This is a genomic window from Polaribacter marinivivus (assembly GCF_042651285.1).
Taxonomy (GTDB): domain Bacteria; phylum Bacteroidota; class Bacteroidia; order Flavobacteriales; family Flavobacteriaceae; genus Polaribacter; species Polaribacter marinivivus.
In genome coordinates this window covers 1652982-1677886 of sequence record NZ_JBHSCY010000001.1, presented here as the reverse complement: position 1 = coordinate 1677886, position 24905 = coordinate 1652982, and the positions used below count along the sequence as shown (strand labels likewise).

General features: G+C 28.6%; 24 protein-coding genes. 18 read left to right on the top strand and 6 right to left on the bottom strand.

Annotation, left to right across the window (positions count from 1 at the left end; translation table 11 throughout):
• Positions 1-5: 5 nt before the first annotated feature.
• Positions 6-371 carry a response regulator gene (locus ACFOWD_RS07900; protein WP_377409539.1) on the bottom strand — a complete coding sequence of 122 codons (366 nt, stop codon included), beginning with the start codon at positions 369-371 and terminating at the stop codon, positions 6-8.
• Between the two features lie 125 nt (positions 372-496).
• Here ACFOWD_RS07900 and ACFOWD_RS07895 point away from each other — a divergent pair, with 125 nt between their 5' ends.
• From ACFOWD_RS07895 to ACFOWD_RS07820, 16 genes are all read left to right on the top strand, one after another.
• Positions 497-871, top strand: coding sequence for an Hpt domain-containing protein (locus tag ACFOWD_RS07895; RefSeq protein WP_377409536.1), 375 nt, complete (start codon positions 497-499; stop codon positions 869-871).
• A gap of 150 nt (positions 872-1021) precedes the next feature.
• Positions 1022-1462 (top strand): ATP-dependent zinc protease family protein, encoded by a 441-nt coding sequence (locus ACFOWD_RS07890; RefSeq protein ID WP_298995419.1) that lies wholly within the window; start codon positions 1022-1024, stop codon positions 1460-1462.
• Positions 1463-2338, top strand: a complete 876-nt coding sequence (gene rimK / locus ACFOWD_RS07885) for a 30S ribosomal protein S6--L-glutamate ligase (protein ID WP_377409533.1) — start codon at positions 1463-1465, stop codon at positions 2336-2338.
• Positions 2328-3278 (top strand): succinylglutamate desuccinylase/aspartoacylase family protein, encoded by a 951-nt coding sequence (locus tag ACFOWD_RS07880; RefSeq protein WP_377409531.1) that lies wholly within the window; start codon positions 2328-2330, stop codon positions 3276-3278. Before rimK ends, ACFOWD_RS07880 begins: the two co-directional genes overlap by 11 nt.
• Positions 3279-3416: 138 nt before the next feature.
• Positions 3417-4517 (top strand): PGAP1-like alpha/beta domain-containing protein, encoded by a 1101-nt coding sequence (locus ACFOWD_RS07875; protein WP_377409529.1) that lies wholly within the window; start codon positions 3417-3419, stop codon positions 4515-4517.
• A gap of 111 nt (positions 4518-4628) precedes the next feature.
• Entirely contained in the window at positions 4629-5306 is a 678-nt protein-coding gene (gene trmD, locus ACFOWD_RS07870) for a tRNA (guanosine(37)-N1)-methyltransferase TrmD (protein ID WP_377409527.1), read from the top strand.
• A 145-nt stretch (positions 5307-5451) separates the two neighbouring features.
• On the top strand, positions 5452-5802 hold the full coding sequence (gene rplS / locus ACFOWD_RS07865) for a 50S ribosomal protein L19 (protein WP_298995405.1): 351 nt from the start codon (positions 5452-5454) through the stop codon (positions 5800-5802).
• Positions 5803-6531: 729 nt separating this feature from the next.
• On the top strand, positions 6532-8742 hold the full coding sequence (locus ACFOWD_RS07860) for an NADP-dependent isocitrate dehydrogenase (RefSeq protein WP_377409525.1): 2211 nt from the start codon (positions 6532-6534) through the stop codon (positions 8740-8742).
• Between the two features lie 85 nt (positions 8743-8827).
• Positions 8828-10075: an efflux RND transporter periplasmic adaptor subunit gene (locus tag ACFOWD_RS07855; protein WP_298995400.1), complete on the top strand. Its 1248-nt coding sequence runs from the start codon at positions 8828-8830 to the stop codon at positions 10073-10075.
• A 6-nt stretch (positions 10076-10081) separates the two neighbouring features.
• Positions 10082-11452, top strand: coding sequence for an ABC transporter permease (locus ACFOWD_RS07850; RefSeq protein WP_298995397.1), 1371 nt, complete (start codon positions 10082-10084; stop codon positions 11450-11452).
• A gap of 2 nt (positions 11453-11454) precedes the next feature.
• Positions 11455-12912, top strand: coding sequence for a TolC family protein (locus ACFOWD_RS07845; protein WP_377409523.1), 1458 nt, complete (start codon positions 11455-11457; stop codon positions 12910-12912).
• An 80-nt stretch (positions 12913-12992) separates the two neighbouring features.
• Positions 12993-15371, top strand: a complete 2379-nt coding sequence (locus tag ACFOWD_RS07840; protein ID WP_377409521.1) for a TonB-dependent receptor — start codon at positions 12993-12995, stop codon at positions 15369-15371.
• A 4-nt stretch (positions 15372-15375) separates the two neighbouring features.
• The gene (locus ACFOWD_RS07835) at positions 15376-16206 is read left to right on the top strand and encodes a DUF4249 family protein (protein WP_377409519.1); all 831 of its coding nucleotides are present in this window, start codon (positions 15376-15378) and stop codon (positions 16204-16206) included.
• Positions 16207-16260: 54 nt separating this feature from the next.
• Complete coding sequence (gene murQ / locus ACFOWD_RS07830) at positions 16261-17073, top strand: N-acetylmuramic acid 6-phosphate etherase (RefSeq protein ID WP_377409621.1); 813 nt, start codon at positions 16261-16263, stop codon at positions 17071-17073.
• Positions 17070-17315 (top strand): DUF6095 family protein, encoded by a 246-nt coding sequence (locus ACFOWD_RS07825; RefSeq protein ID WP_377409517.1) that lies wholly within the window; start codon positions 17070-17072, stop codon positions 17313-17315. The genes murQ and ACFOWD_RS07825 overlap by 4 nt, the downstream gene beginning before the upstream one ends.
• Positions 17316-17318: 3 nt before the next feature.
• On the top strand, positions 17319-18374 hold the full coding sequence (locus ACFOWD_RS07820) for a D-alanine--D-alanine ligase (protein WP_377409515.1): 1056 nt from the start codon (positions 17319-17321) through the stop codon (positions 18372-18374).
• Between the two features lie 7 nt (positions 18375-18381).
• Here the strand turns inward: ACFOWD_RS07820 and ACFOWD_RS07815 are convergent, their stop codons facing one another.
• Complete coding sequence (locus tag ACFOWD_RS07815) at positions 18382-18885, bottom strand: DinB family protein (protein WP_377409513.1); 504 nt, start codon at positions 18883-18885, stop codon at positions 18382-18384.
• A gap of 220 nt (positions 18886-19105) precedes the next feature.
• Between ACFOWD_RS07815 and ACFOWD_RS07810 the strand changes: the two genes are divergently transcribed.
• The gene (locus ACFOWD_RS07810) at positions 19106-19912 is read left to right on the top strand and encodes a hypothetical protein (RefSeq protein WP_377409511.1); all 807 of its coding nucleotides are present in this window, start codon (positions 19106-19108) and stop codon (positions 19910-19912) included.
• Between the two features lie 178 nt (positions 19913-20090).
• On the opposite strand, the gene ettA is transcribed toward ACFOWD_RS07810, so the two are convergent.
• Both ettA and ACFOWD_RS07800 read right to left on the bottom strand, forming a co-directional pair.
• Entirely contained in the window at positions 20091-21782 is a 1692-nt protein-coding gene (gene ettA, locus ACFOWD_RS07805; protein WP_298995374.1) for an energy-dependent translational throttle protein EttA, read from the bottom strand.
• Positions 21783-21834: 52 nt separating this feature from the next.
• Entirely contained in the window at positions 21835-22017 is a 183-nt protein-coding gene (locus ACFOWD_RS07800; RefSeq protein ID WP_298995367.1) for a CAL67264 family membrane protein, read from the bottom strand.
• A 96-nt stretch (positions 22018-22113) separates the two neighbouring features.
• Here ACFOWD_RS07800 and ACFOWD_RS07795 point away from each other — a divergent pair, with 96 nt between their 5' ends.
• Positions 22114-22284, top strand: coding sequence for a glycogen-binding domain-containing protein (locus tag ACFOWD_RS07795; protein ID WP_377409619.1), 171 nt, complete (start codon positions 22114-22116; stop codon positions 22282-22284).
• Here the strand turns inward: ACFOWD_RS07795 and ACFOWD_RS07790 are convergent, their stop codons facing one another.
• Both ACFOWD_RS07790 and ACFOWD_RS07785 read right to left on the bottom strand, forming a co-directional pair.
• Positions 22285-22839 (bottom strand): hypothetical protein, encoded by a 555-nt coding sequence (locus ACFOWD_RS07790; protein WP_377409509.1) that lies wholly within the window; start codon positions 22837-22839, stop codon positions 22285-22287.
• Positions 22840-22871: 32 nt separating this feature from the next.
• Positions 22872-24896: an oxidoreductase gene (locus ACFOWD_RS07785; protein ID WP_377409507.1), complete on the bottom strand. Its 2025-nt coding sequence runs from the start codon at positions 24894-24896 to the stop codon at positions 22872-22874.
• Between the last annotated feature and the right edge of the window lie 9 nt (positions 24897-24905).

Below are 24905 nucleotides of genomic sequence, written 5' to 3'. Positions count from 1 at the left end.
CATATTTAAAGAAGCATTCTTTTAACTCTTATAGATAGCTCATTAGGACTTAAAGGTTTGCTCATAAAATCATTAGCACCTAAATTAAATGCTTTTAATACCATCTCCTCTTGACCAGAAGAAGAAAAAACTAAAATTGGAGTTTTACTTTCTAATTTATTTCTAACATGACTTATAACCTCTAATCCGCTTACGTAATCCATCATTATATCTGTAAGAATTAAATCTGGATTTTCATTCTCTATAAGTTCAATTGCTTCTTTACCATTTTTAGCCATTAAAAGATGATACCCATCTTTTTCTAACCTAAATTTTAATAATAGGGAAAGTACTGAATTGTCTTCGGCTAAAACTATTTTCTTTTTGCTCATATTTGGGGGTAATTATAAAACTCGTATCAAATTAACAAAAATTGCTTGATTAATTTATATTTGTTTTAATTATATTTACACATCTTTGTAAGATATCTCATATTACCCCCAAAATAAAAAAAAATATGGAAATAGAAAGCGTATTAGAAAGTAATGTTGTTGATCTAACATCATTAAAAACTTTTTTTGCATCAGATAAAGACGCTTTAATTCAAATTATTCAAGTCTATATCTCAGATACAGAACCTAGAATAAAAACTTTAGAGGAAAGTCTTACTAATATTGACTACACTGAAATTAAGAGTATTTCTCATTTCTTAAAATCATCTTTTAGTTTAATGGGTATAAAATGTTCAGAAGAAATTGCTGAACTAGAAAAAATGGCAGACAGAAAAGAAGAAGATTCTCTTATTAAAGAAAAACTAAACTACATTATACCTATTTGTAAAGAAAGCATTGTAGAATATAAAATTATTCTACAAAAACTTGAAGCTTTATAAAAACAAATTTCTTCAAATTAATTAATTAGAATTAAAATCACATTTTTAATTCTTTAAACCTATTTTCTAAAATATTTAGAAGACAATATCTTATAAAGTAAATAAATATTATACGTTTCATGTTTTAAATACTTAATTTTACATCAAAATATGGATAATAAAATACTTATTGGTAGAAAAGATAAAGCAGATTTTCCTGAATTATCTTTAAACGATATTGATATTAAAATAGATTCAGGAGCTTATACTTCTTCTATACATTGTACAAACATTAAAGAAATTGAAAGTAATAATGAAAAAAAATTGAAGTTTACTTTATTAGATCCAGAACATGAACATTACAATAACAAAGAGTTTACTACCAAAAATTACACTTCTAAACTAGTAAAAAGTTCTAATGGTATTTCAGAAATACGTTTTATGATTAATACTACCATTATTATATTTAACAAAGAACTTCCAATCTACCTAACTTTGAGTGAACGAAAAGAGATGAAGTTTCCTGTTTTATTGGGAAGAAAATTTTTAAATAATAAATTTATCATAGATACCACAAAAACAAATCTTTCTTACAGATTAAAAACAAAATAAATGAGAATAGTTATACTATCTAGAAATCCAAAATTATATTCTACTCAAAGATTAGTAGAGGCAGCTACTAAAAGAAAACACGAAGTTTTTGTGGTTGACCATTTAAAATGTAATATAGAAATTGAAAAAAGATCTCCAAAAATCTATTATAAAGGTGAATACCTTACTAATATAGATGCTATCATTCCAAGAATTGGAGCTTCTGTAACTTTTTATGGTACTGCAGTAATTCGTCAATTTGAAATGATGAAAGTATTTACTTCTGTATCTTCTACAGCGTTAACTAGATCAAGAGATAAGTTAAGTAGTTTACAAATTTTAGCAAGAGCTGGAGTTGGTTTACCTAAAACAGTTTTTACAAATTACACTAAAGACGTTGAACATGTTGTAAAATCAGTAGGAGGCGCTCCTCTAGTTTTAAAATTATTAGAAGGAACTCAAGGTTTAGGTGTTGTTTTAGCTGAAACTAAAAACGCAGCAACTTCAGTATTAGAGGCATTCAATGGTTTAGGAGCTAGAGTAATTGCTCAAGAGTTTATAAAAGAAGCAGGAGGTGCAGATATTAGAGCTTTTGTAGTTGATGGTAAAGTTGTTGGAGCTATGAAAAGACAAGGTAAAGAAGGAGAATTCAGATCTAATTTACACAGAGGTGGAAATGGAACTGTAATCGAACTAAGTGATGAGGAAGAAAAAACTGCAATAAAAGCAGCTAAAGCTTTAGGGCTTGGTGTTGCTGGTGTAGATATGTTGCAGTCTTCAAAAGGTCCACTAGTATTAGAAGTAAATTCTTCACCTGGTTTAGAAGGTATAGAAAATGCAACTGGTAAAAACATTGCTAAAGAAATTATACGTTACTTAGAGATTCATGTCGAATAATAAACTTACTCTCTTAGGGAAAGACATACCTGAAGGGAAAAAGACAATTCTAGATTTAGAAATTGCAAAATTACATACTAGAACAACAGTTAAAGTACCTGTAATTGTTGAACGTTCTAAAAACCCAGGACCTGTAGTTTTACTAATGGCAGGTATACATGGAGATGAAGTTAATGGAGTAGGAATTATTAGAGAAATCATCAATCAAAAAATAAACAAACCAAAAAACGGAACAATTATTTGTTTGCCCGTTTTTAATATTTTTGGGTATTTAATACACACAAGAGAATTTCCTGATGGACGAGATTTAAACAGAGTCTTCCCTGGTAATGCAAATGGCTCTCTAGCTAGTCAATTTGCCTATCAATTTACTAAAGAAATTGCTCCTCATGTTGATTATGTTTTAGACTTTCACACAGGTGGTGGAGAGCGTGATAATGTTGCACAAATTAGATGTCATAGTGAAGAAGAAAACACACTTAAATTAGCAGAAGTATTTAACCCACCTTTTATTATTAGTTCTAACTATATTGCAAAGTCTGTTAGATACACCTTAAACAAAATGAAAAAAACGGTTTTACTTTTTGAAGGAGGCAAAACCAACGAATTAAACCCTGAGATAATTGCACATGGTGTCAGAGGTACCAAAAATGTACTAACTCATTTAGATGTTATTGATGGTGATATAAATTTAACTCAAAAACCAATTTATATTAATTCAGCTAAATGGTTGAGAGCATCTCATTCAGGAATGTTTCAAGCAACTGTAAAAAACGGAACTTTTGTAGAAAAAAAACAAGTTTTAGGACATATTCAAGATCCTTTTGGTGAATTTAAAAAGAAAATATTTGCTCAAAATGAAGGATATATTTTCTGCATTAATAGAACACCAATCGTAAACAAAGGAGATGCTTTATTTCATTTGGGTATTAAAGAATAATTTGTGAAAAAGAGATAAGTAAAAAAATATCAAAAAACTACCAGCATTTCAAAAAATATAAAAACAGATTCAGAGTTACAAGGTATTACACATCTAATTGTTGATGCAACTATTGGCGTAACAAATATTGTTGAAGAAATGCATCAACAAATAGTTCATCCTCCCCTATTACCTTCAACAGAGATTCAAAAATTAATTACAGGCATTACAGGCATCACATATAAAATTATTAGGTGGAACACTAAGTTTTTTGGCAGTACTATTTCAAGCTTTTTAAAATTATTACCTTCTATAGTTAATAAAATAAAAGAATCTGATAAAAAAGAGGTTATTTTATCAATTTTAAATGGAGTAATTGGCGATTATTTAGAAGAAAAAAACAATCCACTTCAACTTGGAATGGAGTTCCGCTCTCAATCGAAATCTGTACAACTTAATGCTAAAAGTTTAAAGGAAAATTTTCCCAATAATTCTGGCAAAATTATTTTAATGATTCATGGTTCTTGCATGAGTAGTTTACAATGGACACGTAACAACCATAATCATGGAGAAATTTTAGCTAATGATTTAAACAAAACATTACTATACCTTAATTATAATAGTGGTAGACATATTTCAACAAATGGTAAAAACTTAAATAAACTTTTAAAAACACTTTCTAAAAACTGGCCTGTTCCCATTAAAGAAATCACAATTATTGCTCACAGTATGGGAGGCTTAGTTACCAGAAGTACTTTATATTATGCTAAAAAACAAAATCAAAATTGGGCTAAATCATTAAAAAAAGTTGTTTTTCTAGGTACTCCTCATCATGGATCACCAATAGAAAAAATTGGAAACTATTTAGATTTAGTATTGGCAACTATACCTTATGCAAAGCCTTTTGCAAAATTAGGTAAAATTAGAAGTGCAGGTGTAACAGATTTAAGATATGGTAACATCATAGATAAAGATTGGAAAAACAAAAATCGTTTTGAATTAAAAAGTGATAACAGACAAACTATTCAATTACCAAAAGAAATCGAATTTTATGCTATAGCTGGAGTTTTAAGTAATAAATTAAACAATCTATTAGGAGATAGCCTAGTAGATTTAAAAAGTGCTTTAGGAAAACATAAAAATCCTGATAAGGATTTAAACTTTTTAAAAGAAAACACTCTAATTCTTTTTGAAAACAATCATTTAGATTTGTTAAGCAACCCAAAAATAACAGACAAACTAAAAGTTTGGTTGTCTTAAAAATTGTTTTTTTATTATGAATTTTAGGTTTTAAAAACTAATCAGGTTTTATTTTTTTATTATATCTATAAAACAGATTTTAAAACTCAACAAAAAACTTACATTTGCAAAATGCGTATAGATATTATTTCTGCTGTTCCAAAGCTTTTAGAGAGTCCTTTTAATCATTCTATAATTAAAAGAGCAAAAGAAAATGGATTTTTAGAAATTAAAATTCATGATCTAAGGAATTATGGTTTAGGTAATTACAAACAAATAGACGACACTCAGTTTGGTGGTGGTGCAGGTATGGTTTTAATGATAGAACCTATTACAAATTGTATTAAAAAATTACAATCAGAAAGAAAATATGATGAAGTCATTTACATGACACCAGATGCTAAAACATTAAATCAAACAACAGCTAATACACTTTCTTTAAGAGAAAACATACTAATTTTAACGGGTCATTATAAAGGAATAGACCAAAGAATTAGAGATAAATACATAACCAAAGAAATCTCAATAGGCGATTATGTTTTAACTGGTGGAGAACTAGCTGCAGCTGTTTTAGTTGATAGTATTGTAAGACTTATACCTGGTGTTATTGGTGATGAACAATCTGCACTAACAGATTCTTTTCAAGATAATTTACTTTCTCCTCCAGTCTATACTAGGCCAGCAGAGTTCGAAGGCATGAAAGTTCCAGAGATCTTATTAAGTGGTAATTTCCCTAAAATTGATGAATGGAGAACAGAAAAAGCCTATGAAAGAACTAAAGAAATTAGACCAGACTTACTAAAAGATTAGTACTTACAAGGCTCAATGTAAAATAATTAGAAATAATTGAATTTAAATTTTACAAACTAAAAATTATTACTAAATTTGCACTCGCTAAAATAACCTCTGACGAAATACGTGAATGTTGTTTTTGTTAAACTATAATTTTTAAGATATGGAATCTTTAGTAAAATTTGTACAAGACGAATTTGTAACAAAAAACGAATTACCAGAATTTGCAGCTGGTGACACAATTACAGTATACTACGAAATTAAAGAAGGTAGCAAAACACGTACTCAGTTTTTTAGAGGTGTTGTTATCCAAAAAAGAGGTACAGGAGCATCTGAAACATTTACAATCAGAAAAATGTCTGGTACAGTAGGTGTTGAAAGAATTTTTCCATTAAACTTACCATCTATTCAGAAGATAGAAGTTAACAAAAAAGGTAAAGTACGTAGAGCTCGTATTTTCTACTTTAGAGATTTAACTGGTAAAAAAGCAAGAATTAAAGAAAGAATGAGATAGACTTCTCAACTTCTTTTAAAATATTAAAAAGCATTGTGTTATTCACAATGCTTTTTTAGTTAACAAATGTTAATAAACATGGTTCATATCATGTTAATTTAAAACTCTAAAAAAAGTTTGTAAAACTGAAAAACAACATTACATTTACATCAGTATTTAATTAAATATAATATCAATATAATAAATTATATAAAGTATTATTAATGATTAAATAATTTAAAGTAACGTTCTTTAATATATTGTTATTTCAATATTAGTACTTTAAAAAATGTTTATTGAAAAATAAACATATAAAAAGCTAAAATTAAAAAACTTAGTTTAATAAATGCTAATTATAAATAACAATAGATTTACTAATCAATTCAACCTACAAAATGTGAGTTCATTTGAAAAGTATTTCAAAAATGAAATAGTAAAATATAATTTCTTTAAAAAATAAAGAAATATAAGATTAGATTCTTATTTATTTTGCAGCAATGCAAAACAGTGTAAAAGACTATTTCAAAGAAGCCATATCAAGCAATTTATTTGTCTGATATGGCTTTTATTTTTATTTCTGAATTATATATAAAAACCTAAATAATTATTATTTTCTCAATAAAGTAGGTTAATTAATGAATATATGACACTATAAATTTCATACCTAATTCTTACATTTGCAATCGCTTATTTCATAAGCAAAATTATCGTTACAATTATTTTTTAAATAGATTTCAAAACTTCATTTATATGGCTAAAATTATATACACAAAAACTGATGAAGCTCCAGCTTTGGCTACTCGTTCTTTTTTACCAATTGTAAAAGCTTTTACAAAGTCTTCAGGTATAGAAATAGAAACCAAAGACATTTCTTTAGCAGGTAGAATTTTAGCTAATTTTTCTGATTATTTAAAAGAAGATCAAAAAGTAGAAGATGCTTTAGCTTATTTAGGAGATTTAGCTAAAAAGCCTGAAGCAAATATTATAAAACTTCCAAACATAAGTGCTTCTGTTCCACAATTAGTAGAAGCTATTAAAGAATTACAAGTTAAAGGATATGATTTACCAGATTATCCAGAAGAGGTTAAAACTGATGAAGATAAAGCAGTTTTAGCATTATATAATAAAGTAAAAGGATCTGCAGTAAATCCAGTTTTACGTGAAGGTAATTCAGACAGAAGGGCTCCAAAAGCAATTAAAAATTACGCTCGTAAAAATCCACATTCTATGGGTGAATGGAATTCAGATTCTGAAACTCATGTTGCTACTATGACTCAAGGTGATTTTGCTCATAATGAAAAATCAATCACTATAGGAAACGCAACAAAAGTTAGCATTCAACATATTTCAAATACAGGTAAAAAAACTATATTAAAAGAAGGATTACCTCTTTTAGATGGTGAAATTATAGATGCTACAGTTATGAGCAAAAAAGCATTAATTTCTTTTCTAGAGAAAGAAATTAAAGATGCTTCAGATAAAGGAATTCTTCTTTCATTTCATATGAAAGCTACAATGATGAAAGTTTCTGATCCAATTATTTTTGGTCATATTGTTAAAACATATTTTAAAGAAGTTTTTGAAAAACATGGTGAAACTTTTACTAAAATTGGAGTTGATGTAAAAAGCGGATTTGGTAATTTGTTAAGTAATTTAGATGAACTTACTTTAGAAAAGAAAACAGAAATTTTAAAAGATATTGATACTGTTTTTAAAGCTAAGGCAGATTTAGCTATGGTAAATTCTGACAAAGGAATCACCAATTTACATGTACCATCTGATGTTATTATTGACGCATCTATGCCTGCTATGATTAGAACATCAGGCAAAATGTGGAATAAAGAAGGTAAACTTCAAGATACTAAAGCAATTATTCCTGATAGCTCTTATGCTGGTATTTACACAGCCACTATAAACTTCTGTAAGAAACATGGTGCATTTGATCCTACAACTATGGGTACAGTACCAAATGTTGGTTTAATGGCACAAAAAGCAGAAGAGTATGGTTCTCATGATAAAACATTTGAGATTTCTGCTGCAGGTAAAGTACAAGTTATTGATACTGATGGTACTATTTTATTAGAACACAATGTAGAAGAAGGCGATATTTGGAGAATGTGCCAAACTAAAGATTTACCAATTCAAGATTGGGTAAAATTAGCAGTTACAAGAGCAAGAGCTTCTAAAACTCCTGCTGTATTTTGGTTAGATGAAAATAGAGCACATGATGCTGAAATCATTAAAAAAGTAAATACTTATTTAAAAGACCATAATACAGATGGTTTAGATCTAAGAATTCTATCACCAATTAAAGCAACAGAATTTACATTAGAAAGAATTATAAAAGGTGAAGACACAATTTCTGTTTCTGGTAATGTATTAAGAGATTATTTAACAGACTTATTCCCTATTTTAGAAGTGGGCACATCTGCAAAAATGTTATCTATAGTTCCATTAATGAATGGAGGTGGTTTATTTGAAACTGGAGCAGGTGGATCTGCACCTAAACATGTAGAACAATTTATAGAAGAAAACCATTTACGTTGGGATTCTTTAGGAGAATTTTTAGCCTTAGCTGTTTCTTTAGAGCATGTTGGTAATACCACAAATAATTCTAAAGCTCTAGTACTTGCAGAAACTTTAGATGAAGCTACAGACAAATTCTTAGACACAAACAAATCTCCTTCTAGAAAGGTAGGTGAATTAGACAATAGAGGTTCTCACTTTTATTTAGCTTTATATTGGGCAGAAGCTTTAGCTAATCAAAACTCAGATAAAGATTTACAAAAAGAGTTTTCTTCAATTTTTGATCATTTATCAAAAAATGAGCAAAACATTGTAAATCAATTAAATGAAATTCAAGGCTCTAAAGTAAATATTGGTGGTTATTATATGCCAATAGAAGAATTAGCTACAAATGCTATGAGACCTAATGAAACATTAAATAAAGTTTTATCTTAATAAATTTTTAAGAAACATTAACAATAAAGAGTGCTTTTACAGCACTCTTTTTTATTAGTTTTGATTTCAATCTAACTAATATTTAATGAATAAGAAAAAAATTGCTATTATTTCAAGTGTTGTTATTGTAGCCCTATTTTTAGCCTATTACTTTTTTTCATCACCAGCAGAAGGTGAAACATATTTAACTACTAAAGTAAATAAAGGAAATTTTGTCAGTGAAGTTATTACTTCTGGAGAAGCACAATCCACTAGTTTAAAGAAAATTAATGGACCAAGTAATCTAAGAAAATTTAGATTAAGGGATATTAAAATTCAAGATTTAGTGCCAGAAGGAACTATCGTAAAAGTGGGAGATTATGTTGGAAGATTAGATCCAACAGATGTAAACGAACAAATTATAGATGCTCGTTTAAATTTAGAGACTGCATTATCTAAATTTACTCAACAACAGTTAGACACTACCTTAAGCCTAAAACAAGAAAGAAATACCATTAAAGATTTAAGCTTTAGTATGGAAGAAACTAGACTAGAATTAAAACAGTCTATTTACGAACCACCTGCAACCATAAAAAAATTAGAAATAAATCTAGAGAAATTAGAAAGAGATTTAAAAGAGAAAAAAGAAAACTATAACATTAAAAAGAGACAAGCCAATGCTAAAATGGTAGAGGTTGGTACTGAAGTTTCTAAAATTAGAAAAGAATTAGATGATCTTTTAGATTTATTAAAATCATTCACCATTTATTCTGATGGTGAAGGAATGATTACTTACGATAAAAATTGGGATGGTTCTAAAAAGAAAGTAGGCTCTACTATAAGTCCCTGGAATCCATCTATTGCAAGTCTACCAGATTTAACTAAAATGGAATCTAAAACTTATGCTAACGAAGTTGATATTAGAAAAATTAAAAAAGACCTGCCTGTAAAAGTTGGTTTTGACGCTTTTCCTGATGTTGTTATAGATGGTATTGTAACAGATGTTGCTAATGTTGGTGAAAATAAAAGAGGTTCAGATATTAAAGTTTTTCAAGTAATGATAAAACTTAATGGAACAAATGAAAATATTAGACCTGGTATGACTACTTCAAACAAAATACTAACTTTCGAAAGAAAAGATGTTTTAAGTGTACCTCTAGAAGCCGTATTCTCTAAAGATTCTATTACATACGTCTACAAAAAATCAGGTTTTTCTATAGCTAAAAAACAAGTGAAAATTGGTGACTCTAATAATGATGCTGTAATTATTGAAGAAGGTTTAGCTGAAGGTGATGTTGTTTATTTAAACAAACCTAAAGGATATGAAGCTACTCAAATCGCTAAACTTAACTAGTTTTTTATGTTTGATAAAATCTATATAGAAAAACTAAAATCTAATTTTAGTGAAGCTGTTCGTGTAATTCTTACCAATAAAATTAGAACACTTTTAACCTCTCTAGGAATAATTTTTGGTGTTGCTGCTGTAATTACTATGCTAGCAATTGGTAATGGTGCAGAAAAGGAAATTTTAGCTCAGTTAGAATTAGTTGGTGTAAACAACATTGTAATTACTCCAATTCCTGATGAAAAAGAAGATCAAAATCAAGAAGAAGATGAAGATGGAGCATCAGAATCTAAACGATTTTCTAAAGGTTTAGATATGTTAGATGTAGAAAGTATTGCTAAAAATATACCATCTATAAAATCTGTTAGTCCAGAAATTATTTTAGAAACTTATGTTATTAAAAAAGGAAGACAAAATCCAGTAAAATTAATTGGGGTTTTCCCTGAATATTTTGCAAGTGCAAATATTAATATAGAAAGTGGCAAAAACTTTTCTGAAGCTCAATCAGAAAGTGCTTTGCCTGTTTGTATCATTGGTAAAAAAATTGAGAAAAAATTATTTACAGGTGAAAGTGCTATTGGAAAAAATATAAAAGTAAAAGACGTTTGGCTTCAAGTTGTTGGTGTTATAGAAGAAAAATTTGTTTCTGAAAATGCACAAGAAAACTTAGGGATTAGAGATATGAATTTAGATATTTATATTCCAGCTAAAACCTTTTTAGTTCGATACAAAGATCGAAAAATTATAAGTGATAAACCTATTGATTTTGGTGGTGGTGGAGTTATTTTTATGGGAAACCAACAAGGACCTAAGAAAAAAATTCCAAGAGGTAATTATCATCAAATAGACAAACTAATAGTACAAGTTAATGACTCTAAAGAGTTAAATGCAACTGCAGATGTTTTAAGCAGAATGCTTAAAAGAAGACATAATGATGTATTAGATTTCGAAATTTCTATACCTATTCAGCTTTTAAAACAGCAACAGAAAACAAAACAAATATTTAACATTGTACTAAGTATTATTGCTGGTATCTCTCTTTTAATTGGTGGTATTGGTATCATGAATATTATGTTAGCTTCTGTTTTAGAAAGAACAAAAGAAATTGGAATTATAAGAGCCATTGGAGCTACACAAGAAGACGTTATTCTTCAATTTTTAACTGAATCTGTTTTAGTAAGTATTGGAGGTGGAATTATAGGAATTATACTTGGTGTACTTGCCTCCTATATTTTAGAAATTACAACAGGTATTGAAACCATACTCTCTTTAAGTTCAATTTTATTATCATTTTTTGTAGCTACATTAATTGGGTTAATTTTTGGAATAGCACCTGCAAAATCTGCAGCTAGCAAAAGTCCTATTGAAGCTATTAGACACGAATAACTATGAAAAAATACTTTTTTCTTTTTACAATTTTATTATCTATTTCTAGCTATTCTCAAAGACCAATTTCTTTAGAAGAAGCTATAAGTATTGCACAAAAGAACTCTCCAGATTATAAAGCTTTGTTAAACCAAAATCAAGCTAGCTATTGGAGATATAGAAACTTTAAAGCACGTTTTTTACCTCAATTAAGGTTTGATGCTACTTTACCACAATACAGAAACTCTGTTAATAGAATTACTTTAGATGATGGTTCTGATGGATTTAGAAGAACAAATCAAATTCGTTTTGATGGTACACTTTCTATTAATCAAAATATTGGTTTAACTGGTGGTACAATTTCTGTGAGTTCTCAACTAGAAAGAGTTGATGTATCTGAACCATTCTCTGCAACAAATTACGCTGTTATTCCTTTTTCTTTAAACTATTTTCAAAATTCTTTATTCTACAATGAGTTTAAATGGTTAAAAGAAATAGAACCATTGTTATATGAAGAAGCTAAAAGAGAATTTATTGAAAGAATGGAGCAAATATCTTTAAATACATGTAGAAGATACTTTGCTTTATTAAAATCTCAAGTTCAAAAAAGAATAGCCAAATCTAATTTTTCTAATCAAGACACCTTATTTCAAATATCAAAAGGTAGATATAAAATGGGTAAAATTGCAGAAAATGATTTATTACAAATAGAACTTTCTGTATTAAACTCTGAAAATGAAGTAATTACTAACGAAATCAATTTCAAAAGAGCTTCTCAAGATTTATCAAGGTATTTAACACTAGATACAGAAGATATTTTATTATCCACTCCAAAAGAGTTAACAACATTTACTGTTACTGTAGAAAAAGCATTAGAAGAAGCCAAATCTAATAGAAAAGCAGTAATAGAGTTTAGAAGAAGACGTTTACAAGCAGAACAAGATGTTGCAGAAGTGAGAGGAAATAATAGACTGCAAATGAGCTTAAGAGCTAATTTTGGTATCTCTCAACAGGGTAATGACATTAATAATTTATTTCAAGATTTTAATCAACAACAAAGTGTTTTACTTTCATTAGGCATTCCTATTTTAGATTGGGGAGTTTCTAAATCTAGAAGAAAATTAGCAGAAGCAAACAAAGATTTAGTAAACACAAATGTTGAAATAGATCAACAAGAGTTTGAACAAGAAATTTATTTACATGTCTTAAACTGGCAAAACCAACGTAATTTTTTAAAGACTTCTAAAAAAGCTCAAGAAATTGCTTTAAAAAGATACGAAATTGCTAAAAAGCGTTTCGTTTTAGGAAAAATAACAATCACAGATTTAAACATTGCTCTTCAAGAACAAGACAGATCTGTATTATCTTATTTAAATTCTTTAGAAAAATTTTGGGTAGATTATTACACCTTAAGAAGATTAACCTTATATGATTTTATAGAGAATAAAAAAATTGAAGTTAATGACATTATCTACGATTAAGAAGCTATTCTTTTTAACGTTTTCTTATCAGTATATAATTGTATTTTTGTTGAGTTAATTTTTAGATAATTTAAACAAAAATGAACCCTTCAAAATATATTGCTTTTCTTTTTTTATTTGTTGCTCAAATATTTTTCTCCCAAGAAAAAGTAACTATAAATGGAACTGTTTACGATAATAATTCTAACGAAACTTTAATTGGAGTTTCTGTATATTTTCCAGAATTAAAAACAGGAACAACAACAAACGAATATGGTTTTTATTCTATAACTGTACCTAAAGGAAATTATAAAATTCAAATAAGTTATTTAGGTTTTAAATCGATAATAGAAAACTTAAACTTAACTGTAAATGTTACTAAGAACTTTAAATTAGAAGAAGAAACAGAAAGTTTAGATGAAATTATTATTGAATCTGATATAGAAAAACTAAATATTAAAACACCTCAAATGAGTGTGAATAAACTTACTGCAGCTACTATAAAACAAATACCAGTAGTTTTAGGTGAGTCAGATATTATAAAGTCAATTATTCTTTTACCAGGAGTTACTAGTGCAGGTGAAGGCGCTTCAGGATTTAATGTAAGAGGTGGTGCTGCAGATCAAAATTTAATATTGTTAGATGAAGCTATAGTTTTTAATTCTTCACATGTTTTTGGTTTTTTCTCGGTTTTTAATCCAGATGTAATTAAAGATGTAAAATTATATAAAGGAGGAATTCCTGCTAGATATGGAGGAAGATTATCTTCTGTTTTAGACATATATCAAAAAGAAGGAAACAGTAAAGAATTTAAACTTACAGGTGGCATTGGATTAGTCTCAAGTAGATTATTAGCAGAAGGACCAATAGAGAAAGAAAAAAGTTCTTTTTTAATAGGTGGTAGAGCTTCATATGCTCATTTATTTTTACCACTTTTTGACAACGATAATACTGCTTATTTTTACGATTTAAACAGTAAAGTTAATTATAGATTTAATGAAAAAAACAACTTATTCTTATCAACTTACTTTGGAGAAGATGTTTTTGGAATCAGTGATAACTTTGTAAATAAATATGGAAATAATGTTCTTAATTTAAGATGGAATCATCTGTTTTCTGATAAGCTTTTTTCTAACATTTCTCTTATATACTCAGATTATTTCTATGGTTTAATTCTTGATTTTGTTGGTTTTGAGTGGGATTCTGGAATCACAAACTTCAATTTAAAACACGATTTTAAACACTATTTAAATAATACTTTCACTTTAAATTATGGTATTAATAATATATATATCAAATTTAATCCAGGAGAAATAATACCAAATAGACCAGATTCTGGTATTCAACCAGAAAAATTAATAGATAAATATGCTAATGAATTTGCAGCCTATATAGACGCAGAACACAGAATAAGTGATAAACTTACTTTGCAGTATGGACTTCGATTTAGCAATTTTACTAGACTTGGTCAAGATGAACTTAATGTATATGCAAATAACGAAGCTGTAATTTATAATCAACAATTTAAAAAATACGAATCTGCGACTCCAACAGGTACAGAAAGTTTTAGTAGAAGCGATATATTAGCAAGCTTTAATAATTTTGAACCAAGATTTTCGCTTTCTTATTTATTAAGTGACGAATCTTCTGTAAAACTGAGTTATAATAGAATGGCTCAATATTTACATTTACTATCTAACACAGCATCTCCTACTCCACTTGATGTATGGGCACCTAGTGGACGATTTATAAAACCACAACTATTAGATCAATTTGCAGCTGGCTATTTTAAATCTATAAAAGGAGGTGATTATTCTTTAGAAACAGAAGTTTTTTACAAAGACATTCAAAATAGAATAGACTATATAAATGGTGCTAATTTAATTGCTAATAACGAAATCGAAACTGTTATTTTAAATGGACAAGCTAGAGCTTATGGTTTAGAAGTATTATTTAAGAAAAACGAAGGCAATTTTAAAGGATGGTTAGCTTATACTTTATCTAGATCAGAGCAACAAACACCTGGAAGAAATGCTAACGAACCAGGAATTAATCAAGGTAAATGGTACAGCACACCTTTTGATAAAACTCACGATTTATCTTTAAATGCTAGTTACGAATTATCAAAAAAATGGACCTTTAACGCAAACTTTTTATTCCAAACAGGGCAACCTACTAATTATCCTGTTGGTCAATATGAAGTACAAGGTTTAAATGTTCCCATTTTTGATGATGATAGAAGAAATGCAGATAGATTACCTGCTTATCACAGATTTGACATTTCTGCAACCTTAACTCCAGAAAAAAACAAAAACAGAAAATGGCAAGCAGAATGGGTTTTTGGCATCTACAATTTATATGGTAGACAAAATGCAGCTTCTATTAATTTTAGACAAAATAGAGAAATATTAAGAAACGAAGCAATACAAACTTCAATTTTTGGTATTGTACCTTCTGTAACTTATAATTTTAAATTTTAAACTTATGAAAAAGATCTATATACTACCCATTTTATTGATGTTCTTTTTCTCAAACTGCGAAAAAGTAGTAGATGTAGATGTACCAAGTATTCCTCCTAAATTAATCATAGATGCTTCTTTTGAGGTATTTTTTGATGAAAATCCAGTTACTGCAAATACAGTAGTTAAACTCAGATTATCTGCAGATTATTTTGATGATGTTATTCCTGCTGCTTTAAATGCAACAGTATTTCTAACCAATTTATCAGACAACTCTGTAATTAATTTTTCTGACACAAATGCAGATGGAGATTATGAACCAATAAACTCTTTTATTCCTGCTGATAATGTAACTTACGAACTTACTGTTATTTATGATAATGAAACTTATAAAGGTACAGCTACAAAAATAAAGTCAACACCTTTAACCTCTGTAAAACAAGGAGACGAAACCTTATTTTCTGGTAATGAAACAGAGTTAAAAATTTCATTTAAAGATGATGCAAATGAAGAAAACTTTTACTTATTTGATTTTACAAATAATTTATTTTTAGCCATAGAAGATCGTTTTTTTAATGGAGCAGATTATAACTTTTCTTACTTTTATTCAGAAGATGATTTAAAAGTACCTACTGCTGTAAAAATTAAAATGTCTGGTATTACTAAAGAATATTTCACATACTTCAGAGTTTTAATTAATCAAAGTGGACAAAATGCAGGTGGACCTTTTGAAACAGTTCCTTCTTCTTTATTAGGTAATATGATTAACACAACAAACGAAGAAAATTTTCCTTTAGGCTACTTTCATATTTCTGAAACAGATACGTATACTATATTTTTAGAAGATAAGAATTAGATAACTTTTTTCGGTTTTCATTCAAACATATGATAAAAAATGTATTTTTGAATGATGACGTTTACAAAGACTACAGAGCAAGATTCTAAATACAATCATCTAGAAAAGATGACTGTAAAAGAATTATTACAAAACATTAACAACGAAGATAAAACAGTACCATTAGCTGTAGAAAAAAGCTTGCCTCAAATAGAAGCGCTTACTAAGCAGATTGTAAATCAATTAAAAAAAGGAGGTAGACTTTTTTATTTAGGAGCAGGTACTTCTGGCAGACTTGGTATTGTAGATGCTTCTGAGTGTCCACCTACATTTGGAGTACCACATGAATTAGTTGTAGGATTAATTGCTGGTGGAGATTATGCCATTAGAAAAGCTGTAGAGTTTGCAGAAGATTCTAAAAGCCAAGGTTGGTTAGATTTGCAAGAACATACTATTTCTAATAAAGATGTGGTTGTTGGTATTGCTGCATCAGGAACAACACCCTATGTTATATCAGCATTAGAAGCATGTAATAAAAAAAACATTATAACAGGCTGCATTACATGTAATAAAAATAGTCCTTTAGCTAAAGTTGCACAATATCCTATAGAAGTGGTTGTAGGGCCTGAATTTGTTACTGGAAGCTCTAGAATGAAAGCTGGTACAGCACAAAAACTAGTTTTAAATATGTTGTCTACTACTGCTATGATTCAATTAGGAAAAGTAAAGGGTAATAAAATGGTAGACATGCAACTATCTAATAATAAATTAGTGGATAGAGGAGAAAAAATGTTAGTAAATGCGCTAAATATAGACAAACAAAAAGCAGCTGTTTTATTAGAGAAATATGGTAGTGTTAGAAATGCAATAGAAAATTATAAAGGATGAGTACAGATATTAATTTATTAGGTAAAGGATTAATTAGATTAGGGGTTTTATTGTTACTTTTTATTGCTTCTCCTATCATTATAACTATGGGGTTTAAAGCAATAGATAAATTTACAGAAGCTCCAAAACTTTATTTAGCATATGTTCTTATAGCTGCTGGTTGTTTATTACTTATTTACACAATTTACTTTGCTTTTAAAACTTTTAAAGTAATTAGCAATTCTATTTTTAATTCTAAGTAACTTTTGAATATAAATAAATTACATAAGATTTTAAATTGGGAATACTGGCCATCATCTATGTTTTATATTCCAAATCTACCTTATGCATTTTATCTTGCAGCAAAAGCAAAACATGCTGCTTTTTTTAGTGCAGCAAACCCTTCTATTAAAAGTTCAGGAAATGGAACTGAAAGTAAATTCACTACTTTAGGTTTAATACCAGATAAATACAAACCAAAAAGCATATTACATGTTGCTAATTCAGAAATAAACAACACTTTACTAAGCTTAGAAAAAGCTGGATTATATTTTCCACTAATTGTAAAGCCTGATGTAGGATTTAGGGGTTTATTAGTAAAAAAAATAAATGGTATTGATGAATTAAAGTTGTATTTGAAAAAATATCCAGTAAATACAATTATCCAAGAATACATACATTACAAAAATGAATGTGGTATATTTTATTCAAGAAACCCAAATGATGAAAAAGGTAAAATAACATCGATAACTTTAAAAAAATTTTTAACGGTTAAAGGTGATGGAACATCCTCTTTAAAAGCATTAATTACAAAAGACTTAAGAGCTAAATTATATATTAATATCTTAGAAGAATTACATCAAACAACCTTAAATAGTGTTCCAAAAAAAAATGAAGAATTACTTCTATCTGTTATTGGCAACCATTGTAAAGGCACTCAGTTTTTAAATGGTAATCATTTAATAAGCAAAGAATTAGAAGAAACTTTTGATGATTTAAGTAAATCTATACCTGGTTGGTTTTATGGTAGAATAGATTTAAAATACAATACATTTTCTGAATTAGAAAAGGGAGAAAATTTTAAAGTTTTAGAAATTAACGGAATTATAGCAGAACCTACACATATTTATGATACAAATAGTTCTTCTTATTTTAAAGCTTTAAAAGCAATTAGAACACATTGGAAAAGTTTATATGATATTGCTATAACAAATCATAATCAACATAAAATTCCTTATAAAAGCGTTAGAAAATTTATTGCTGAAATGTTTGAACTCAGAGCATATACTAAAAAAATTAAGATGTACTCTAAAATTGTTTAGCTAGTAATTAAGAATTTACTTTAGATAAATTCTTTTTGGGTGTGGTTGGGTTAAAACCAAAATCTGAATCTGGCAACTCAATACCTAATTGATAAATAATATACCCAATACTAGCATAATGATGTATAGCATGACTATGAGCTTGCATTAAAATTGCCCCTAAAGTATAATTTACGGTTGTTTTTCCTAAACCTAATTCATCTGTTACTATTATATTTTGTAATAAATCTTCTGGTTTTAATAATTGCAACTGTGCTATAATTGTAGAAAAATATTTTTCACAAACACTAGTATCTAATTCAGCACTAATGTCTCTTTTTCTTATAGTTAAATCTATATGATTATTCTTATATCCTTCTAAAACACAATAAAAAACATCTAGTATATGTCTCATATGACATCCTATACTAGAGTTATAAGGTGCTACTGAACTATCTGAATATTGTTGGTTAGAAATTTTTGTTATTAAATGTTTTCCTTTTTCTAAATTTTTCTCAATTGCGTCAATCATTAATCTTATAAAATTTTCTAAGTTTTATAAATATAATACAATTTACTTTCTTAAATCGATTTATTTTAAATTGGTATTGAAAATTATATATAACTGATTAACAATTGTTTACAAACAACAAAACAAGTTATTAAAATTTTGGCACGCTCTTTGAAAATACTAAAACAAATGCGGAAGCCGAAAAGCAAAAGAGTAGGCAAAACCCTTTAAACCATATATTATGAAAAGAGGATTATATTTTTTAGTAGCAATGTTCATGATGGTTTCTTCTGTAGAAGCCACAAATGGCTCAAAATTAACAAACAGATATTGGGTAAATAATTATTCTTATAACAACGCAGTTAATTTTTTTGAACGAGGAATCGAATTTTTTGTATTTACAAATGGAGATTTTGATTTCGATACAAGTTTTAATAATAGAGGTGTAAGAATAGATAGAGATTTTAGAGGAAGAATTCGAAGAGTTGGTAATGTCTTTATTAACTATGATTTTAGAGGAAACGTAACTAGAATTGGTAATGTTTTTATTAATTATCGAAGAAATAGGTTATTTAGAGTTGGTAATTTAGAAGTTAGATATGACAGATGGGGTTATCCTATTTTTTATGGTGATGTAAGAGACAATTATTACGTTGACAATGGTGTAAGAATAAATTTAAACATAGGTAGAATATTCAACTTTAACGATCGTTTCTTTTTCAGAAATGATTTCAATAGAAACTATACAAGATTTAGAGAAGATAGAAACTTCTATTATTATAGAGCTAATAAAAATGCAAGGGTTGGTAAAAATGACAGAGTTATTAGAAGACGTAAAGCTGCTTCTGATAGAAATAATAGAATTGACAATACTAGAAGAAATAGAACGAATAGAAATAGTGAATTCTCTTATAGAAAATCGAACTCAAATAAGAAAATTGATAAAATAAAAAGAAATACTAAAAGAGAAACTGTTACAGAAAACAAAAGAAGATCTCCAGTAAAAAATAATAGGGGTAAAAAAGTTGAGAGAAAAAGAAGGAATTAATAGTTCTTTATTAGACACCCATTTTTAAAATGGGTGTTTTTCTTATTTATTTAAGGGGTTTTTCCTTATAAAATTTATTATAAAAAAGATTAAATTTATACAATAATAGTATTCCCTCAATAATTGTTTCCTTGAAAAAGGTAAATAAAATCCTTAGTTTACTTACTAAGGATTTTTTTTATCTAATTAACTTTTTATATTTAATACGTTTAGGCATTAAGTCTCCACCCAAACGTTTCTTCTTATTCTCTTCGTAATCAGAGAAAGAACCTTCAAAGAAATATACTTGACTATCTCCTTCAAAAGCTAAAATATGTGTACAAATTCTATCTAGAAACCATCTATCATGACTAATTACAACTGCACAACCTGCAAAATTTTCTAATCCTTCCTCAAGAGCTCTTAGTGTATTTACATCTAAATCGTTTGTTGGCTCATCTAAAAGCAAAACGTTACCTTCTTCTTTTAGAGTCATTGCTAGGTGTAATCTGTTTCTTTCTCCACCAGATAAAGTTGACACCTTTTTATTTTGTTCGCTTCCAGAAAAATTAAAACGACTTAAATAAGCTCTAGAATTTACCTGTCTTCCTCCCATCATTACTAAATCTTGACCATCAGAAAAATTTTCCCAAATGGTTTTATCTGGGTTTATGTCTGAATGTGCTTGATCTACATATGCAATTTTTGCAGTTTCCCCTACTTTAAAATTCCCTTTATCAGGAGTTTCTTCTCCCATAATCATTTTAAAAATAGTTGTTTTTCCTGCTCCATTTGGACCAATGATACCTACAATACCAGCTTGTGGTAAATTAAAGTTTAAATCTTCGTAAAGCAACTTATCTCCATAAGCTTTAGAAACCCCATTAGCTTCGATAACATTAGTTCCTAAACGTGGTCCATTAGGAATGTAAATTTCTAGCTTTTCATCAACTTGTTTTTGGTCTTGGCTCATTAATTTCTCGTAATTCTTTAAACGAGCTTTTTGTTTGGTTTGCCTTCCTTTTGCTCCTTGCCTAACCCAATCTAATTCTCTTTCTAAAGTTTTTTGACGCTTACTAGCTGTTTTGCTTTCTTGCGCCATTCTTTGAGATTTTTGATCTAACCAAGAAGAATAATTTCCTTTCCAAGGTATACCCTCTCCTCTATCTAATTCTAAAATCCAACCAGCTACATTGTCTAAGAAATATCTATCGTGTGTAACTGCAATAACAGTTCCTTTATATTGTGCTAAATGATGCTCTAACCAATGCACAGATTCTGCATCTAAATGGTTGGTAGGCTCATCTAATAATAAGATTTCAGGTTCTTGTAATAATAGTCTACATAATGCAACTCTACGCTTTTCTCCTCCAGATAAAACACCGATTTTCTTATCAGAATCTGGAGTACGTAAAGCATCCATTGCTATTTCTAATTTAGTGTCTAATTCCCAAGCATTTGCAGCATCAATCTTATCTTGTAGTTCTGCTTGTTGGTTCATTAATTTTTCCATCTTATCTGCATCAGAATAGACTTCTTCCAAACCAAATAAGTCGTTAATTTTATTGTATTCGTCTAAAATTGCAACTGTTTCTGCTACTCCTTCTTTTACGACTTCTAATACTGTTTTTTCTGGATCTAATTGTGGTTCTTGTTCTAAATAACCCACTTTATATCCTGGTGAAAAAGTAACATCACCTTGATAGTTTTTTTCTACACCAGCTATAATTTTAAGTAAGGTAGATTTACCAGAACCATTTAAACCAAGAATACCAATTTTAGCTCCATAGAAAAAGCTTAGATAAATATCTTTTAAGACTTGTTTGCCTGTAGATTGATAGGTTTTAGAAACCTTATTCATCGAAAAGATTACTTTCTTATCATCACTCATTTATTGTAGTATTTTAAAAATTAAAAAGAAAAATTTTATTGAATGTAGACTTTTAAACTCTACCTTTTAAAGCATTAAATACCCAGGCAATACAAAAAAAGCCAAAACCAACTGTTGCAAAACCCCAACCAGCTACATCATCATACCTGTAAGCACCCATTAATATTAAGATAACACCCATTGCAATCATTAAAAAAGTAGCCCATCCTAAGACTGTATTTTTATTCATACTCATAATATCATTGTTAAATTAGTAAGGGCAAATATCGATAATTTATTTTGATTTTTTTAACATGTTAAAAACTAATAAATGTAACAATGGAATGAGTATCTGTACAAAATGACCAAAACCAAAAAAGGTTGGATTTTTAAAACAAAACTTTCAGGTGGTAAATACCATTATAACTTTATAGTTGATGGTAAATGGAAATTAGACCCCAATAATCCTATAAAAGAATACGATTGGGATGGCCATATTAACTCTGTAAAAATGGTTAAATAATTAGAATCTTCTACGACCCATACCTCCCATTCTATTTCTTTGCATCATACCACCATTATTACGACTTTGATTGTTTTGAGGTGGTTTTGGAATCAATTTGTTTTTTTGACTAGTTTGGTAACGTAACCATTTTTTTAATTGCTTGCTACTTAAAACTTCTTCTAATTTTTTATTAAGGTTTTTTTCCTTTTTTAAAACAGAATCTCTTACTGGTATTACAGTATCTTCAATCATTTTTCGAATCTTACTTCTTAGGTCTGGATTTTTAAATGCCTGTTCTCCAACAGAATTAATAGTTAATTCAACATCGTTTAACTTTGGACCGTTTAAAAATGAAATATTTTTAATATCGTTATTGTAGTTTTTTATAATTTTAGAGAATACACTAATTTTCTCTTCTTTTTTAAGTTTAATTTTTTTGGCAGCTTCAACAGCATCATAGTAAAATATACCTGCAGCATTTTTTGCTTTATACTTTGGCATTTTTGGAGGCTGATTTTGTCCAAAAATTAATAATCCATTAAAAGCTAGAAAAAGAAAAAATAGTTTTTTCATTATAAAATATTTTCTACAAAAATAATAAAAGATTATAACTCTGCTGCTAATCTTGCTCCTTGATTTATAGCTCTTTTTGCATCTAATTCACTAGCAAAGTCTGCACCACCAATTACATGTACCTTCTTTCCTGAATCTAATAAAGGTTGATACAATTCTTTAAAAGGAACTTGACCTGCACAAATAACCACATTATCTACTTCTACTATTTTTTGTTCTTCATTTTGAGTATAATGCAATCCTTGATCATCAATCTTATCGTAAGAAACTTCGCCTATAAATTGTACATTCTTCTTTTTTAGATTAGATCTATGAATCCAACCTGTAGTCTTGCCTAAATTTCCTCCAAACTTACCTTTACTTCTTTTAAACATAAAAATTTCTCTAGAAGCTTTATGAAAATCTGGTTGCATGCCTTCTATACCACTTCTAGCTTGTAAAGACTTGTCTATACCCCATTCTTGTAACCAAGCATCAATATTTTGTGAAGTAGACTCACCTTCATGAGTTAAATATTCAGAAACATCAAAACCAATTCCACCTGCACCAATAACAGCAACTTTTTTACCAACTGGCTTTTTATCTTTTAAAACTTCTATATAACTCAACACTTTTGGATGATTTATACCTTCAATTTTAAGTTCTCTAGGCTTTATACCTGTTGCCAAAATAATTTCATCAAAGTCAGATTTTTGCAAATCTTCTAATGAAACTCTTGTATTTAATTTTACCTCTACTTGATGTAAATCAATTTGTTTTTGGAAATATCGAATTGTTTCATAAAACTCTTCTTTACCAGGTATTTGTTTTGCCATATTAAACTGACCACCAATTTCTGAATCTGCATCAAATAAAGTTACAGAATGTCCTCTTTGTGCAGCAATAGTAGATGCAGCTAGTCCTGCAGGTCCAGCACCCACAACAGCTATTTTTTTCTTTTGGGTTGTTGGATTATAATTTAACTCTGTTTCATGACAAGCTCTTGGATTTACCAAACAACTTGCTACTTTTTTCTGAAAAGCATGATCTAAACAAGCTTGATTACAAGCAATACATGTATTAATTTCATCATCTTTTTCCTCTGCAGCTTTATTTACCCATTCTGGATCTGCCAAAAAAGGACGAGCCATAGAAATCATATCTGCATGACCTTCTGCTAAAACTTTTTCAGCAGTTTCTGGCATATTTATTCTATTAGATGTTACTAAAGGAATATTAATTTCCTCTTTCATTTTTTTGGTTACCCAAGTAAATGCAGCTCTAGGTACAGAAGTAGCAATGGTTGGTATTCTACTTTCATGCCAACCAATACCTGTATTAATTATGGTAGCTCCTGCTTTTTCTATAGCTTTACCTAAGGTTACAATCTCTTCCCAAGAACTTCCTTTTTCTACCAAATCTAACATAGAAAGTCTGTAAATGATGATAAAATTCTCGCCTACAGCTTTTCTTATTTTGGTTACAATTTCTACTGGTAAACGCATTCTATTTTCATAGTCTCCTCCATATTTATCAGTTCTATTATTGGTTCTCTTTGCAATAAATTGATTAATTAAATACCCTTCTGAACCCATAACTTCTACTCCATCATAACCAGATTCTTGAGCTAATTTTGCACAGTTTACAAAGTCTCTAACCGTTCTTTTAATACCTGATGAATTTAATTTAAAAGGTTTAAAAGGATTTATTGGTGCTTTAATTTTAGAGGGACCTACATTAAAAGGATGATATCCATATCTTCCTGAATGTAAAATCTGCATACAAATTTTACCATCTGCATCATGTACAGCTTTGGTAACTTTTTTATGATTCTTTACATGTCTTCTTGAGCTTAATCTTGCAGAAAAAGGTGCTGTCCAGCCTTGAACATTTGGAGCAATACCACCAGTAACAATTAAACCAACTCCACCTTTTGCACGTTCTGCAAAATAAACAGCCATTCTATCATAACCGTTTTTTTCTTCTTCTAAACCTGTGTGCATAGAGCCCATTAAAACTCTATTTTTTAAAGTAGTAAAACCTAAATCTAAAGGCTCAAAAATATGCTTGTACTTCATTGTATTCGA